This window comes from Pedobacter sp. AC402 (assembly GCF_979252805.1).
In genome coordinates this window covers 386,847-404,111 of the sequence record NZ_CEEDAI010000006.1, presented here as the reverse complement: position 1 = coordinate 404,111, position 17,265 = coordinate 386,847, and the positions used below count along the sequence as shown (strand labels likewise).

The 17,265-nt window shown below is 39.1% G+C and carries 9 protein-coding genes; 3 read left to right on the top strand and 6 right to left on the bottom strand.

Annotated elements, in window-relative coordinates; translation table 11 throughout:
* Positions 1 to 77 precede the first annotated feature (77 nt).
* The 3 genes from AC0IWE_RS06115 to AC0IWE_RS06105 form a co-directional block, all read right to left on the bottom strand.
* Positions 78 to 1,748, bottom strand: coding sequence for a GH39 family glycosyl hydrolase (locus AC0IWE_RS06115; protein WP_471792355.1), 1,671 nt, complete (start codon positions 1,746 to 1,748; stop codon positions 78 to 80).
* Between the two features lie 422 nt (positions 1,749 to 2,170).
* On the bottom strand, positions 2,171 to 5,134 hold the full coding sequence (locus AC0IWE_RS06110; RefSeq protein WP_471792354.1) for a glycoside hydrolase family 2 protein: 2,964 nt from the start codon (positions 5,132 to 5,134) through the stop codon (positions 2,171 to 2,173).
* 9 nt (positions 5,135 to 5,143) lie between these two features.
* Complete coding sequence (locus AC0IWE_RS06105) at positions 5,144 to 6,145, bottom strand: family 43 glycosylhydrolase (protein WP_471792353.1); 1,002 nt, start codon at positions 6,143 to 6,145, stop codon at positions 5,144 to 5,146.
* Positions 6,146 to 6,492: 347 nt separating this feature from the next.
* Between AC0IWE_RS06105 and AC0IWE_RS06100 the strand changes: the two genes are divergently transcribed.
* Positions 6,493 to 6,726 (top strand): type II toxin-antitoxin system Phd/YefM family antitoxin, encoded by a 234-nt coding sequence (locus AC0IWE_RS06100; protein ID WP_471792352.1) that lies wholly within the window; start codon positions 6,493 to 6,495, stop codon positions 6,724 to 6,726.
* 54 nt (positions 6,727 to 6,780) lie between these two features.
* Positions 6,781 to 6,879 (top strand): hypothetical protein, encoded by a 99-nt coding sequence (locus tag AC0IWE_RS06095; RefSeq protein WP_471792419.1) that lies wholly within the window; start codon positions 6,781 to 6,783, stop codon positions 6,877 to 6,879.
* A 67-nt stretch (positions 6,880 to 6,946) separates the two neighbouring features.
* Here the strand turns inward: AC0IWE_RS06095 and AC0IWE_RS06090 are convergent, their stop codons facing one another.
* The 3 genes from AC0IWE_RS06090 to AC0IWE_RS06080 form a co-directional block, all read right to left on the bottom strand.
* A complete protein-coding gene (locus AC0IWE_RS06090) occupies positions 6,947 to 8,917 on the bottom strand; it encodes a RagB/SusD family nutrient uptake outer membrane protein (protein ID WP_463496272.1) in 1,971 nt (656 codons plus the stop codon).
* Between the two features lie 20 nt (positions 8,918 to 8,937).
* Complete coding sequence (locus AC0IWE_RS06085; protein ID WP_471792351.1) at positions 8,938 to 12,159, bottom strand: SusC/RagA family TonB-linked outer membrane protein; 3,222 nt, start codon at positions 12,157 to 12,159, stop codon at positions 8,938 to 8,940.
* Between the two features lie 839 nt (positions 12,160 to 12,998).
* Positions 12,999 to 13,400: a GNAT family N-acetyltransferase gene (locus AC0IWE_RS06080; protein WP_471792350.1), complete on the bottom strand. Its 402-nt coding sequence runs from the start codon at positions 13,398 to 13,400 to the stop codon at positions 12,999 to 13,001.
* An 883-nt stretch (positions 13,401 to 14,283) separates the two neighbouring features.
* On the opposite strand from AC0IWE_RS06080, the gene AC0IWE_RS06075 reads away from it, so the two are divergent.
* Positions 14,284 to 17,262 (top strand): SusC/RagA family TonB-linked outer membrane protein, encoded by a 2,979-nt coding sequence (locus AC0IWE_RS06075; RefSeq protein WP_471792349.1) that lies wholly within the window; start codon positions 14,284 to 14,286, stop codon positions 17,260 to 17,262.
* The last annotated feature ends 3 nt before the right edge of the window (positions 17,263 to 17,265 follow it).

Below are 17,265 nucleotides of genomic sequence, written 5' to 3'. Positions count from 1 at the left end.
ATTTTCGTTACAAACAATAATCTATTTAACACTCGTTCTGAAACGCGCTTTAGCTTAAACAGTTTGCAAAATCCGCTTTACCAATCCAATTTTAAAAGTGCCACACCCTGCCTGGCCAATTCAATTTTAAAAGCACCGTTGTCAGTATTAAATTTCTTTGGTTTACCGATCATTTTAAGCTGACCTGCTTTTTCTAAAATTGCAACCTGTTTTGCATCTGGCTTCTGTGGCGAACCCATTTTTTTCCATACCGAATAGGAGTTGCTATTTTCAGTATCTATAAGATACTCGGTTAGGGTTACCGTTTTAACGGGTAGTTTATTTAACAAAATTGAAACCGTTTCTTTAGCATCTGTTTTATCTTCGTCATGATAATTCCACAGCATTACGGAAGCCGATTTCTCGGCTTTTGTGGCTAAAACACCGATATCGGTTTGTGCTTTTCTAATGCTCGAATCGAGGATGGTGTTTAAGTTGTACATGCGGTTGCTTTTGGCTTCAACACGGTTTCCTTTCATCAAGCCAAACATCCTGAAAACATTTAATACAGGTTTATCAACACCATTGGTAGCCAAATCGCGAAAGCCAGCAAACCAGGGCTGGTTTTCAAACTCGAACGACCATGTAACTGCACCTAATAAATTGATGTTATATTGATCGGTGAGCGCATAAAGCCTGGCGAAAGATGCTGCGGTATAACTCGAATACATGGTGCCGTTACGGTAGGCATTTTCCGGGTTGGTACTCATGCCACAAGCAGCACAACCTTCAGGATCGGATTCGCCAATAATAACAGGAATGTTTTTAAGCTGGGGATATTTACTGATTACCTTATAATTGCCATCGATATTGCGCAGCTGGTTTCTAACATTCATTACCACTGTTCCATCAAACACCCTTGGCGAGCCTTTAGCATGGAAAAGCACTGCATCCAGCGGCGAGCCGATTTTGCCCGTTACATAATTGGTATCGTTTAAGCAGTGCCTGATGAAGGCATCTAAATATTTAGAGCCACCACCTGTAACGTTGGCCCCACCAATTTTCGCCGTAGGTAAAGCACGCTTCAATCCATCTGCGGCATAATCGTAAAGCTTAAAGAACTCTTTCTGTGTTCCTTTCCAATACGCACCATCGGGTTCATTCCATACTTCCCAATACCAGCTTTCTACCTCAGCTTTGCCGTAACGGGCTACGCTATGTTTCACCCACTCATAAACGAGGTTGCCCCATTTCTTATAATCTTTAGGAGGATAAGCCCAGCCGGTTAAAATTTCATCATATTTGGCACCAGGTTTCCATTTGTGCTGGTAGGGTTGAGGTTTGGTAGAAAGTGCCTCGGGCATAAAGCCAATCTGGGCTAAAGGTTTCATGCCCCGCTTTACATAGGTATCAAAGATCTGATCAACAATTTTCCAGTTGTAAACAGGATTGCCCTGTGCATCTTCGGTATAGGCATTGGTTGAGCCCCATTTTAAAGCAGGGGTACCATCGCCAGAGGTAAGTAAATTATGCGCCCGTACGTATACCGGAACCGGACTTAACTTTGAAATCTCTGTAAGCAGTTTCTGCCCGTCTTTCATATACGTATAATTTGGCTCGTCGTAACCAAACCAGGCCCAAATGGGCTTCATAGGCGCAATATTTTTATCGAAATTAACTTCAATGCTGGCTTTTTCTTGCGCCTTTACTGTAGGGATAAAAACGGTTAAGCTAAAGAATAGGAGGTAAATTTTGCTTGGTCTTTTCATCGCTTTTGTTTTTATAATTTGTCAATATGAGGGTTTAATTTATTGTATAAAAATCAAATAAATAACAGCAGCACTTAAAAGATTAATCTCCTCAGGTTATCGTCATTGCGAAGAGGCTTTTTCAGCCGACGAAGCAATCTTTACGGCAAAGGATCACTGAAATGAAAGATTGCTTCGTCGTTCCTCCTCGCAATGACGACTTTTTTTAATAGTTGTTTTTATAATATGTCAATATGAGGGTCAATTAATTGTATAAATATCAAAATAAGTAACAGGAGCACTTAAAAGATTAATTTCCTCAGGTTATCGTCATTGCGAGAAGGCTTTTTCAGCCGACGTAGCAATCTTTATAGCAAAGGATCATTGGCATGAAAGATTGCTTCGTCGTTCCTCCTCGCAATGACGACCTTTTAACAGATCGCCTAAGGTTGCTCGTAAATTTCGGCCTCAATAATACTTAAACCTCCTTTTAACTTTGTTTCTGCACGTTCTACACCATCATCGAGCTTTTTACCGTTTACCTCTACACCAATATTCGAATTTTCTTTCTCTTTTCCTGCTTCAACCAGTTGTATGGTAACTGTTTTACCTTTTGTTGCTTTACACTTTGCGGTAAAATAACCCAAACTCGGTTTGCTATTGCCCTCAAAAACCACTTTACCGTCAACCAGAATTTTTAATGGATAAATTTTGGTTCTAAAACCGTTCAGTTTTAAAGATACTGCTGTTACAATGCTTTCTTTTGCCAGGGTATATTTTATCCACGCGGTATTAAGCTTCCCGTCGTTTACCCAATCGCTCAGTTCGTTATCGTCGAAACTTAAACTGGCTTTATCGCTATTGGCACCAGCTTCGGCTGCTATAATTTTGATCGATTTTCGCGAAACGGTGTAAGATGGATCAAGGGGCGTTGGCCCTTTGCTTAAGTTTGGTTTCAAACCATTGCTTGGTAACTGGGCAGATATGCCGTTAACAATTTTAACCGCTGTAGTTTCGAAAGAAAGGTTTGCTGGTTTTAAGCCTTCAGCTGTTGCCGTTAAATTAATTTTTCCGGCGGTGGTTGCCGATCGGATGAGTACCCTGTTTATACCATTTTCTAACGGCAGGTTTTTAGCCAGAATATAATTATCCGGTCCTTGCGCTAAACCACCACGCCATTCGGCAGGACCATCTAAATTAAAGCTGACCATATTTGAGGCTGTAGGACAACGGTTTCCATTTTCATCAATAACTTCAACCTGCACCAATATTACATCGGCACCATCGGCTTTAAAACCACTCGGATTTTTTATTGCAGTAAGTTTTAAAGCAAGGGCCTTACCTGCTGTTATTAATTGGGTTTCTGCCAGTTTTTTGCCTGCTGAAGAATATGAAACGGCTTTGATTGTGCCAGGCTGGTAGTTAATGTTTTTAAAGGTGAAAAGAAAGCCGTTACTTTTTTCGCCAAAACCAAGCGATTTGTTGTTTACAAATAGTGCTGTTTTATCGCCACTGGCCACTACATATATATTCTTTTTTACGCCGCTTTTATAATTCCAATGCCCAATTATATGAATGCCGGTTTTTTGGGCATCAACCCAGCCATCCCACATCACTTTGTGCGCAAAAAAGGCATCTTTTGGAATTCGCATGGCATCTACCTCGCCACTTCTGCGGTAATTTTCTTCACCCCGGTGGTGGGTATTCGAATCTGAAAATATGATGTTTACCCCACCAGCGCTTACCCTGGTGCCCGTTCCGGGGCGTTCTTCGTAATATTCGTTCCAGCGGATTACATCTTCAATGGCAAAAGAATCCTGGTTGCGGTTATAATCGCTGGCATCGGCATCTTTATATTTAGGGCCGGCACCATTTACGTGGAAAGGTGGCGAATATTCATCCCAGTACTTTCTTAAAGCCTCATCTCTAGAGTATTCCATAGACCATACGGGCTTGGTTGCGCTTTTATTGATGTACAACATTTCGCCACCGTATTCGGCTTCCGGGATGTCTAGCATTTCTCTGGATCCGATGGCTCTGCCGCCGTTTGGATCGTAAAGGTTTCTGATGTCTTTCATTTCCTGCATATGTGCCGCACTGATTGATTCGTTTCCACACTCATAAAAAACGATGCTTGGGTTGTTGCGGTTATAAATAATGGCATCCGTCATTACCGCTTTGCGTTGGTCCCAGCGGGTTCCTGTTACATCTTTTTCCGAATCGCCGGCAGGCATGGCCTGAATTAAACCCACCCTGTCGCACGATTCTATATCCTGTTTCCATGGGGTGATGTGCATCCAACGCACTAAATTGGCATTGCTTTCTACCATAAGTTGGTTGCTGTAATCGCTTAGCCAGGGCGGCACCGATAAACCAATTGCAGGCCACTCGTTACTGCTGCGCTGGGCATAACCCTTCATCATCAATACACGATCATTTAGGTAAACCATTCCGTTTTTAAATTCAGTTTTCCTGAAACCAGTTTTGGTGCTGAGTTCATCAATAATTTTATCTGCTGATTTTAATCTCGAAGTAACCGTATATAAATAACCGTAACCCCAGCTCCAAAACTTCAAGTCATTTACCAATGCCTCGGCTTTTAAAGTTATGGTATCGCCAGCTTTAATAGTGGTTTCGGCTGATTTAAAAGTTTTAACAACTTGCCCGTCAAGATCTTTTAGCTCCACTTCGTAAATGAGTTTCCGATCGGTAGTACTTTCGTTTTTTACCTGAGATTCAGAAACAATTACCGCTGATTTGCCTTTAATATTAAAGTCTTTAGCGTAACAATAGTTGCCCGTTGTTTTTAAGGTAGAATATAGTGGAAGTGTTTGGTAAATATTGCCTGTTACATGCAAGCGAACGTTTTTGGATATTCCGCCATAATTGGCGTTAAAATTTTTATCATTCCATTGGTAGCCAGAATTGGTGGCTTTTTCTTTATAGTTCCAGGCGTTATCGATTTTAACGGCGATTACATTTTCTTTGTTTGGAATAATTAGGCTGCTAATGTCGAAACCAAAAGCCATTACCCCGTTTTCATGTCTGCCGATAAACTTTCCGTTCAGGTAAAATTCTCCCGCCTGCCTAATGCCTTCAAACTCGAGGAATACTTTACTGTTTTGATCGGTAGCTGGAATGGTAAAATGTTTCCGGTACCATGAAATTCCTGTAGAAAGGTTTTCTATCGACTTTTTAAAGGCTTCATCTTCATTCCATGCATGGGGCAGGGTGATTGATTTCCACGTTTTATCATCAAAATCAGTGCTTTCTGCATTAGGTAAATCTCCTACATACAGTTTCCAGTCTGGATTAAAATTATAGGTTTTCCGTGGATTTGATGATTGTTGTGCTGATGCAATAAAGGGCAGGAGTACAGCCATTAAAAAAAGGTAAATATGCTTCATTATAAGTGGTTAGTGGGTTAATTTAATGGATAATGGTTTATCGCGGTTGCAAATAATTTCGCCATTCTGGTATTCTAATTCTGCCAGTTGGATTACGCTCCTTCGTGTTGTTTCATTGTCGATACCTTTGTTTTCGGGTGTTCGACCAGGATGGGTAAAATAATAGATATAGGCTTTATCTCCGTTTACCACAACATCGGCATGACCCCCCATTACACCATCGTCGGTTCCCTTTCCGGGTTCCTGCAAAATATTTTTAGGCTGCCGTTTCCAGTTCAGCAGGTCGTTAGAAGAATATATTCCTAAGCCGTTCCAATTATCCACCACCATCCAGTAGGTGTTTTTCCAAAAGAAAACTTTCGGACCTTCGCAGCCTTTATCGCCGATCAGTTTTTTGCCGCTATCTTCCCAATGGTATAAATCTTTACTATCGGCATAATAGATCGATTTGCCTGCCATCTCGTTGTTGTAATACATTCGCCAGCCTTTGTTATCGGGCAATTTAAACACACATGCATCAATACAGCGTTCGGAAGCAAGGTTTAATTTTGATTCGAATTTCCAATTTATAAGGTTTTTGCTAGTGAGGTGCACAATGTAGCGCGGGTGACGCCAATCTTTAAAAACGCCAGGCACATAGGTTAAGTACATGTGGTAAATCCCTTTATTTTCGATTACTTCTGGTGCCCAATGTGTATAATCAGTTAACCGGTATTGGATATCACAGGTATCGCGGTATTTCCATTTCACACCATCTTTGGATTCGGCAATGCCGATTCTTGTACCATGAACCCAGCTTACGCCATCAAGATTTTTAGCCTTAGCCCTTCGGTTGGTGTAAAACATAAACCACTTTTTTTCGCCTTTATTCCAAATCACCACCGGGTCGGCAGCTCCATCGTAAACAGGGTCGCTATACAATGGCTTAGGAACGGGTTGTATCTTCTTGCTGTTTTGGGCAAAAGTATAGGTGCAAAATAGCATTAAAATGGCCAGTAGGATTTTATTCATCTCAAATTGGGTCAATATAGGAGTGTTTCAGTTTTCAATGGATTGAAAAACTCATTATAATAGGAAATATTTGGTTAAATGGTTAAACGAGTTTAACGTTTAAAATTTAGAGGGCCATCCTGCTCTATCCTGTAGAACTCGTGCTTTAGTTGCGATGATTGACTTTAAAGACTTTTCAAACGATTGAAATGCCAACTTAAAATTGGTTTATAGAAGTAACAATTGCAATACGTAAAAATTATCTGCAGGATGGAATTGCAATATAGCTTAGTGGGAGGTTGATGTTGATTAAGCGGCTTATTTATTTGTATATGTTAACGTACCTTTGATTATACATTAACCATAATATGAAAGTAGTAACAATTTCTTCACTCAGAACCAACATGAAAAGCTATTTCGATGAAATAAGTGCTACAGAAGACATTTTGATTGTGCCAAGAAATAACAATGAAGAGGATGCTGTTGTAGTAATTTCTATTAAAGGATACAATGCACTTACCGAAACGGCACATCTCATGTCAACAGGAGCAAATCGTAAAAGGCTGGAAAATTCGATTGAGAGTTTGAAAGCCCTTTCATGATTTAGGAAAACCTGAAGCTTTAAGCATAATTTAAAGGGATTTTGGTCGAGGCGGATTACAGGAGAGCACCGCTTGGTTTATCAAATATCAGGCACCAAAGGTAAAGATCAGCAGTGTGCGATTATTCAATGTCGTTTTCATTATGATAAATAAAAAGTCATTAACAAAAAGAGCGGTTACCAAAAGGTAAACCGCTCTTCTTGTTAATGGTTAAATCCGGTTACCAACCAGGATTTTGCATGGCTTGTTTTTGTGCAGGTGTTAAAGGTTCGCCACTAATTTTAAGTACATCAAGGAAATTTTGAGGAATTGGCCTTAAGTAATGTTTGTTTTCTAATGGTTTGGCTTCAACATTAAAAGCTGCTGTGCGGGTAACAAGTGTTTTAGTACGGGCCAAATCTTCCCAACGCATTAACTCACCCATCAATTCTCTCGAGCGCTCATCTAAAATGAAAGCTTTAAATTTATCTTCATTCGAGGTGGCACCTACTTTATCGTAAAAATCTCTACTCGAGTTAAAAATATCGGCTTCGCTATTTAAGTGCATCGGTGTTAATGTACTTGCAGTAGTAACCGGAAGATTGTTAGATTCGAAATAAGTATTTTTATCCGAGTAGGATACAAATCCTGAACTGTTAACAGCTGCATTGGTTTTGTAAGCAATACCACCATCAACATAAGCAGAGCGGTCTTCGCCATCTTTATAAGCGGCACGATCTCTTACCTTGTTTAAATATGGTATGGCCTGTGCATATTGCCCTAATCTTCCGTAAGCCTCTGCAGCAATTAGGTAGGTTTCGGCTAAGCGGGCTAAAATACCATCACGCTGGCCGAATTGTGAAGCAATTAAATTCCTCGAACCATCCATAAATTTAGAAAGGGCAGGGTATTGGCTTACACCATAATTTCCATGTGCATTTAAATAACTTTGCGGCTGCCCTGCAAAATACCTCACATACATACTTGGTGCCCTTAATGTAATGTTTGTGCTCGTATAACGCGTATCGTTGGCATCGTTTATTATGTAAAGAATCGATTCCTGTCCGCCGGTAAATTTAACCTGGTTAACAAGCGCAGGTGTAGGTGCTGTAGCTGCTGTCCATTTTGGTGCACCGGCAGGGTTATTGCATAAGTAACGTGTTTTAAAACTTTTCCAGAATCTCGAATCGTTTACCCGATCAAAAACATCGATAGCATAATCGGTTGATCTCATCCTTTGAAACTCACGGTCGCCCGGGATATCGCGTTGCATGCCAGGAAGATTTTGATAAACAGATGGATAATATAAATGTACCTGGTTTCCGTAGCGGCCTTGCGTTGCAGTGTTGTTAGAAAACTGTGCTGCCAGAATTACTTCTTTATTGGCTTCATTCGGACCATCTACAGCTGTAAAATTCCATAAATCGCTAAAGTTTGTAGCCAAAGTATGCTGGCCGCTGTTAATTACCAAATCAGCATATTTAACGGCATTCTGTAAATCGGCAGTTTTGGTATCAGCATTCCAGTCGTTATTCATTTCACTTGCACGGAATAAATATGCTTTGGCCAAAAAGTGTGCTGCGGCCCATTTGGTTAGTCTTCCGGTTTCGCCTGGAGTAGCAGGAAGCAGGTTATAGGCTTGAATAAAATCCTGAATAACCTGCTCATATACTTCTTTGGCAGTGTTTCTGGTAAATTCTTCTTTAATGACTTCTAATGATTCGAGTTGTAAAGGTACACCGCCAAATTGTTTCACCAGTTTAAAATAATCGAAAGCACGCATAAAGTAACCTTCACCTAAACGGGTATTTTTATTGGCTCCGGTATAATATACAGGTACATTTTTTATTACAATGTTGGCCGAATTGATGTTGGTATACATGTTGTCGAAAACGGCCTGTACATCAGAGTTAAATGAATTTAAGTTGCCATCATAAGAATTCCACATCTGCTCGGTTCTGTCGCCGCCCACTGTAAATTCATCAACGCCATAATTGGTACTGGTATAAGCCCAGGTGTAATTGAAATGGAATTTTAAGCTTTGGTACATCCCGATCACCAACCCGTCCAAACCTTCTGTTTTTTGAAAATCAGCTGTGTTACGGGCATTGATCACTTCTTCATCCAAAAAGCTCTTTTTGCATGAGGTTGGTAAAATAATTGCCACACCAAGCAAGGCAACTGCCGTTATTAAATTTTTAATCTTTTTCATAATCAAATTCTTATGCTTTATTAAAAGCTTGCGTTAATTCCAAATACTACACCTCTGTTAAAAGTAGAACCACCCAAATCCGGATCGATCCATTTAACGTTTGAGTAAATTAGGCCAGGGTTAATGGCTTGCGCATAAACCCTTAAGCGCGATAAAGTGAGTTTCTTCGCCAGGTCTGAAGCGAAATTATAACCCAGGGATAAAGTTCTGATTTTGATAAAAGAACCATCCTGGTAGTTCATTGAGCTTTTGTACTGATCGCCTGCGGCACTGGCATAATTTGGTGCAGGGTAACTATTTGTTGGGTTTGTAGGCGTCCAGTAATCGAGTACACGTTGTGCAAAACGACCTTGTAAGGATTCTGCACCGGTTTCGATCAGGAAGTTATAGCGGGCAACAATAAATACGGTTAAATCGAAACCTTTGTAACCAAAAGTATTGGTTAAACCACCTGTCCAGCTTGGGTTGTAATGGCCTAATATCTGGCGATCGTTATTGGCATCAATTTTATAATCGCCATTTAAATCTTTAACCTTGATGTTTCCAGGACTGAAAGTAAAGCCGTTTGTTTTGTATTTAGCAATTTCAGCCAGATCTTCTGGTGTGTTCTGCCAAATGCCTTCTTTAACAAAATCGTAAGCTACGCCATTGCGCTGACCGATAAAAAAGCGATCAAGAACCATGTTTCCGCCATTTAGCTTTACTATTTCATCTTTGCTTGTAGAGAAACTTAAGGTAGATTCCCAGCTAAAATCGCTTGTTTTAACGTTAACTGTATTTAAAGTCAAATCCAATCCTTTATTTTTAGTCGAACCGATGTTATCAAATGAATTAGGATAGCCATTAATGATTGGGATATTTTTAAGCAGGATTAAATCTGTTGTTTTCGATTTGTAAAGATCCAGTGATCCGCTGATTCTTCCTTTTAATATGTCGAAATCCAAACCGAGGTTATACTGTAAGGTTTTTTCCCAACTTAACAATTTGTTAGGAAAAGTGATCGGGTTGGACGATGAAGCATCAGATGCCACATAACCTATCTGCGCTGAACTGCCAAAGGTATAAGTGAGCGGTTGTAAAAGGCCGAGTGTGCTGCCAATCTCTACCGATGAGTTGCCTGTGCTACCCACGCCGATTCTAAGCTTTAACTGATCAACCCATTTGATGTTTTTCATGAAATCTTCCTGTTCCAATCGCCAGGCCAAAGCTGCCGAAGGGAAAAAATCCCATTTGTTGCCGGCGGCAAGCTGCGAGGCACCGTCCCAACGGGTTGATGCCGTTAACAGGTATTTGCTGTTAAAGCTATAATTTACCCTTGCCATATACGAGGCCAGTGTCGATTTTCTTAAATCAGTATCAAAGCCATCTAATGCGGTAATGCTTGCAGCCCTCAATCCGTACCAAAGTGGTGCAATCAGGTTTATTTTACTGCCTGTTAATGATGATGATTCATCTTTAAAGGCCGATGAACTTTGCAATAAGGTTACCCCAAAATTATGCTTGCCGAGCGTTTTATCATAATACAATAAATGATCAAGGGTATAGGCAAATTTATTGCTTTGGTTTAACTGCGCATAGTTGTTTACCGAGCCAGGGATACCTGCATCGCGGTTAACTGATTTCGCATCCTGGTACCTGCCGTTGTAATAATTAGAAAAATCTGGTCCGAAATTAATACGGTATTTTAGCCCTTTCAAAATATTAACCTCTGCATATACAGATCCTAAGGTTCTTAAGGTTTTACGCAGATTGATGTTATAATCTGCTTCCAAAACCGGGTTTTGAATATTGATATCACCACCCGGCAGGTTAATTCTATTGCCGCTTGCATCAAAAGGAACAGCTAAAGGAAGCATTCCACGCGCTGCAGCATAAATATTACCTGCACCTGAAGCACTTGCAGCAACGAAGCCGTAATTCTGCAAGCCATAAGTAGCGGTTAAGTTAAGGCCCATTTTAAACCACTTAACGGGTGTAAGTTCTACACTTAATTTGCCGCTATATCGCTCAAAATCCTGGCCCAACTGTGTACCTGTTTGGTTTAAGTACCCAAACGATCCATATGCTTTTATCTTATCTGTACCACCACTTACACTCAATACATGATCTTGCGTAATACCGGTTCGGGTAACAAGGTCGCCCCAATCTGTGGTAGGAACCAAACTGCCATCATAAACACCATTTTGCCAGCCCTGTGCAATGTTTGCAGTTACATAACTATCGTTAGGGAAAATACGGTTATCATCTGCCAGGGTAGGTACTGCCGGATAAGTGGAATTGGCATTGGCTAAAGGATTTAAATAGCCGACACGGCGATAGGCATCACGACGGAATTCGATGTACTGCGCCGAATTCATCATTTCCATTCTATCATTCAAAGTTTCGATGGTTGCTGTACCTACATAATCCATCGTTATTCTGCCGATTTTACCTTTTTTAGTGGTAACCAGAACAACACCATTTGCACCGCGCGAACCGTAGATGGCTGTTGCAGATGCATCTTTTAATATATCAATGGTTTCAATATCATTTGGGTTAATCGCATCTATACCACCAGCTTGCAATGGGATTCCATCTACCACATAAAGCGGAGAATTGCTGGCTTTTAAAGATCTTACCCCTCTAATTAAGATGCTTCCCAACTGCCCGGGGCGCTCGTTAGAAGTAATATCGACCCCGGCAGCCTTACCTTGTATGGCCTGTAATGCGTTTTGCACCGGTCTTGATCTAATCTCTTCTGCACCCACACTTACAACTGCTCCCGTTAAATCACTTTTTTTAACGGTGTTATAACCCACTACCACAACTTCATCCAAATCATTGCTTGCGCTTTTTAACTGGATACTAATGGTTGTTTTGCCACTAACTGGAACTTCCTGACTTGTGTAACCAATGTACGATACCTCCAAAACCGGGTTGCTCACCGTTGATGGAATGGTAATTGAAAATGCGCCATTCGCGTCAGTAGAAGTTACAATGGTAGTGCCCTTTACTTTAATGCTAACGCCAACCAGTGTTTCGCCTTTTTCGTCAACAATTTTTCCTTTTAAGGTAACATCCCGTTTGCTCATTGGGTTGTTTGCTTCTACCGTTAAAAGTGCTGTTTTTCGAATGCTAGCATCAGCATTTGCGGTGTTTGCGACGCATAATATGCACAATGCAGACATGCCTGTGATCAGGATTCTTTTGTAAGAAGAGCCCTTCCGTCGCTTTAAGTTTTCTGGATAAAAATTAAGATCCATAGTGTTATTGGTTTTATAAATATTTGGTTATTTGGCCAAATAGCGTATTAGATGTGATATGCTATTTGTTTTTGAGGGCATATAATGATGTAATTTCCTCCACTTTTTGATGGATGGATTACAATGTTTAATGATGAAGAATGAGTTAGTTTATTGTTGTTATGGCTTGCTTAGCCTTTGCTTAATTGCTGTAGTGTAATGCTTTAAAGGTTAAATCGGATGGCCTTTACTGCAAACGGTTGCATGATGGTAGTTTTGTTTTTGTTGCCCATAATTGAAATGTTTTATTAAGAAACCTCTGTTTGATTTATACTTGGTTATACGAGATTAAAACATTTATTCGGGTAATCCGTCCTGCTCCATCCTGTAGCGCGATATTACCAGGGTTTGATGGGCTTAGAATTTGGCTTAATTTAAAGAGCTGTTTTAGGGTGTTAAACAGAAAAAGGCAAACCATACGGGTACTGCCTGTGCATGATTAAATAAAATTACTATGGATTTATAACTCTGGATTACATTGTTTACCGTTCGACCCCGCTACCATTGACATACGCTAATAAAAAGCGTCGTCATCTCGACTGGAAACGCAGTGGATTGGGGGAGATTAGATCTATCTGGTTAGATTTTCTCGACTACGTTTACTCCGCCCGAAATGACGCCCCTCAGAGGAAATCTACTTACCTGAAATTCTTCTGTCTATTATAAATAAATTAACCCTCATGATAACGCACAATTTGAACTCCCAAATAGAATTATAACTGAAAACTGATTGTTTGCCCTTCAACTACATTTAGGGTAACAAATGATTTGAATTCCTAATTAGAACTAAAGATGAAAAACTAGTTATTGTGTACGCTCAATACTAAATGCACGGTCTTCTTTGTTAAAGCCCACCTTAGGGTAATACTCAAAGGCGGTAGGTACCGATAGCAGCAAGAGGCATGACATTTCGGGCCGATTTTTTCGCGGGTAATGGCAATCATTTCTTTACCAATTCCTGAACTTTTATATCCTGTAAATACTGCAATATCTGCCAGGTAAGCACACCAGGCCCAATCTGTAATGGTTCTGCAAATGCCAACAAGCTTATCCTCCTGCCAGGCCGTAACCAGTAAATCAGCATTTTTTAACATTAAAGCAATTCTTTCAGGTTCGGTTGGTCTTTTAAGTCCAGCTTGAATGAATAATTCAATCACTTCTTCAGGACTTGGAATTACGTCTAATTTATAGGTAATGATCATACACGCTAAAATAAAGAATGAGTAGTTCAACTAAGAATAAAAAGCTACTAATTAAAATAAGTTAATATGATGTGCTCACGAGTAGTAGGGTAAAAAGCCGAAAATTAAGTAATCTTTTGATTGCTGAAACTGGTTTTTCAAAAGCACAGATCAATGAACTTATTAGCCGTAATTTCTAGCCAATCCTTAAATATTTCTCAATTACATTTAATCTCTTAATCTTTTATTGTTCAAAAGTAGAATGATGATATTAATTATGTCTTTATAAAAGGATTATTAGTTTAATAAATCATTAATATAATATTATGTACCATAATTCAGGCACATTTAAATCATCCATATATAGCAATATGATAATTTAATTATCTGATAATTAATTATTTATCTGTCCATTATTTTGTAAAAACTTTGATTGGCAAATTCGTGCTATTCCCTTTTTACTGCACATAACTTTATCCAAAGCAAACAGAAATTATATGCTTTGATTATGGCCGAGCAAATACAGAGATAATATCCCTATGAAAATACATTGTTAAATAAATGAAAGTTATGCCAGTTAAAATCCGGTTATAATCAGTTAATAATAAGCTATTTAGATGTTTAGTATAACTTAACTTTGTTTACTTTATTTCCTTTTCTAACAACCAAATAACCAAACCAATTAAAACTTTAATTATGATGAAATTTTACATTTCCAATCTTCCATTTACAGCTGAGCGATTAACTGATTTAAGTATCAGACAACATTTGTTGATGATGAACATAAAATTTTGTTAAGGGTGATCTTAATCAAGAATTGTGGATTATGAAATTATGAGCTCAGGCAATAATTTTTAATCTTAATCACACACCTCTAAATTTTTAAAACTAAATTTTTTATAAAATGGTCAAAATTTCCACAAGCGTGATGAATGTCTTGTTTGTATCTGTTTTTGGTATTTCCATGGCTTTTGCAGGTCCGGCTAAAATGCCTGTAATGGGTAAAAGCCAACTGTATCAACCTCAGGATACCACGAAGAAGACCCATAAAACCGATACCATCGGGGAGATGATGAAATCGCTTCTCAAATTTAATAGATTAAGGGACACAATTGATGTACTTAGATCAAGAAATGTTCCCAATATCTCACTTCAACAGATTGTTAAGGGCAATTTGGCTGGTGTTTACGTTCAGGAAACATCAGGCGAGCCAGGCACAGAACAAAGCATGATTGTGCAAGGGCCATCTGCGCTTTTATTTAGTAAAAAAGACATGTATGCCTTGCAGCCGGCTGTATATTTAAATGGTGTGCCACTTGCCCAAGACCATCCTTTTGCTTACGACGTGCAAAAATATGATTACACCCGTATAGGCCCGGCAAATAATCTGTTATCGCAAATTAATATAGACAATATCAGTTCAATCGTAGTAATTAAAGATCCATATGAATTGGCGAAATTAGGTCCAAACGCGGCTAATGGTGCAATTTATATTACTACGAAACGTGCCAGAAGCGGAACGAGAGAAATTAGCTTCAATTCTTATTACGGATATGCCATGCAAGCGGGCGTTGCACCCACCAATGGTGTATATGATAATATTTTCAGAAAACCTTTTTATCAAAAATATGCCAATACTGCAAATTACAATAATTATGCGGGCTATCTGAGCGACTCTACAAACCCCGATTACTTTGGCCCCTCTAACTGGGACCAGCAATATTACCAAACCATACCAAATTACAATGCCAACTTAGGGATAACTGGTGGCTCTGAACGTGCAAACTTTCGGTTTTATGGTTCTGCTACCCAGGATGCGGGTGGCTTCGACCAAACTAAACTTGGCAGATACAACCTTGGGGTTGGGATAAACATGGCACCGTTTAAATGGTTAACAATATCAAGTGCATTAAATGCAACGAGATTAGACCGCCATCGCAATCGCAGTTTGCGTGATCGTTTTGCCGAAACCCAGTACATTCCTGATACTGCCAACCCCTTATCTCCAAATACCAATAGTTATGGTTCATATTTGGATATTGTAAATGGAGCTACAGATTTAAATAGAACTACAGGGGTAAATGGCAACCTTGTTTTAAATGCAAAATTAAATCGTTTAACCCTAACCACTTCATTAATGGGCGATTACAATGAAGGCATTAGAGATGTATTTTTACCCTCAACATTATTGGCAGGAATCAGTTACGTATCTAATTATTTTGGTTATAACCAGCGCTTAATTATTGATAACCATGCCTCTTATGAATTCGATTTAAGTAATGCCAATCATCAGGTTAAAATTGATGTTGGACAAACATTTCAATCTGATACTTATAAATATAATTACACCCGTGGTTACAATGGCCCTAACGATTTTATAAAAATTATTCAGGTTAATGGTGACGCTAATGCTGGAGATTATTTAAATGCCTACGGAGATTTTTATGTATTTAGGTTTTTAGATAAAGAACGGAGTAGTTTATTTTCGGTTTATGCAAGTGGCGAATATAAATATAAGAACATAATTAGCTTTGATGCAATTTTACGTCGTGATGGTTCATCAAACGGCCAGCCAGATAGCCGATGGTCTTTTGCTCCGTCATTTAGTGCCACCTGGAGTCTTAAAAATCAATTTTTAGCAAAAAATAATTTCATAAATGCACTCGATTTAAACGCTGCATGGGGCCGCACTTTACGCCCGTTTGTAGATGATAGGTTTGCTGCAGGCCCTCAATACACAACAGTAAACGGCTGGGCAGATGAACCAACTTTACCCGGTTATGGAACCTTTATTGGAGTAGCTCGTCCGTATGCTACCGGATATGTAGGCTATAATATTCCTTTACCTGTTTCTGATCGTACCAACATCACTCTTTCTGCTACGATGTTAAGAGGCCGTTTAAGTGCTGCTGTTAGCGTATATAACCGTGATGATAAGCGACAAGTGATTAACTTACCTGTACCACAAGAGTTGGGTTATTTTACTGAATATAAATCAGGTTTGAGCATCAATAATAGAGGCGCAGAAATTTTAATCAGTGGTACACCCATTCAAAGTAAAAATGGTTTCAACTGGTCAACAGGCTTCAATATTAATTATAACAAAAACAAAATAGGTGCATTGCCCAATGGTTTGGATGAGCTGATTTATCAGAACAATAAACTAAAAGTTGGTGAATCATCCAGTGCATATTGGTTATACACCAATAGTGGCATCTATAATACAGATGCTGAGATACCAACCAATCCAACAACTGGTCAGAAAATGACTTTTAACGGCATTCCGCTAAAGGCAGGTGATCCGAAATGGGTTGATTATAACCAAGATTACCGTATTGATATAAATGATAAAGTTATAACAGGCGATAGGTTGCCAAAGGTAATTGGTGGCTGGAACAATACATTCAGTTATAAAAATATCGATATTAATTTCAATGTGTATTTTTCTCTTGGTCAAAAAGCGATTAACCAGTATGATGCTGCTCGTTATGATTTTATCAACCGGGAATCTGCCAATAATATTAATTCGGTGAGGGAAATCACATCTTGGCAGGTTTTTGATAATGCCAAAACTTATCCTATATATAATCCTTTCAGTTCTGTAGTTCCTTATCGCGAAGATCAGGATCTTTTTCTCGAAAACGCTTCGTATGCGAAACTCAGATCAGTAACTATAGGCTATAATTTTAGCAATGTAATTGGTAAAAAATCCACTGTAAAAAGGGCTTATCTATATGCTACCGGAACAAACCTGCTTACCCTTACCAAGTTTTCGGGAGTTGATCCTGAACTGGTAAATTTTAATGGGATGTATGATGGGGCCAATATTACTATTCCTAAAACATTTGTATTGGGCGTTAAACTTGATTTACAATTCATATAAAGA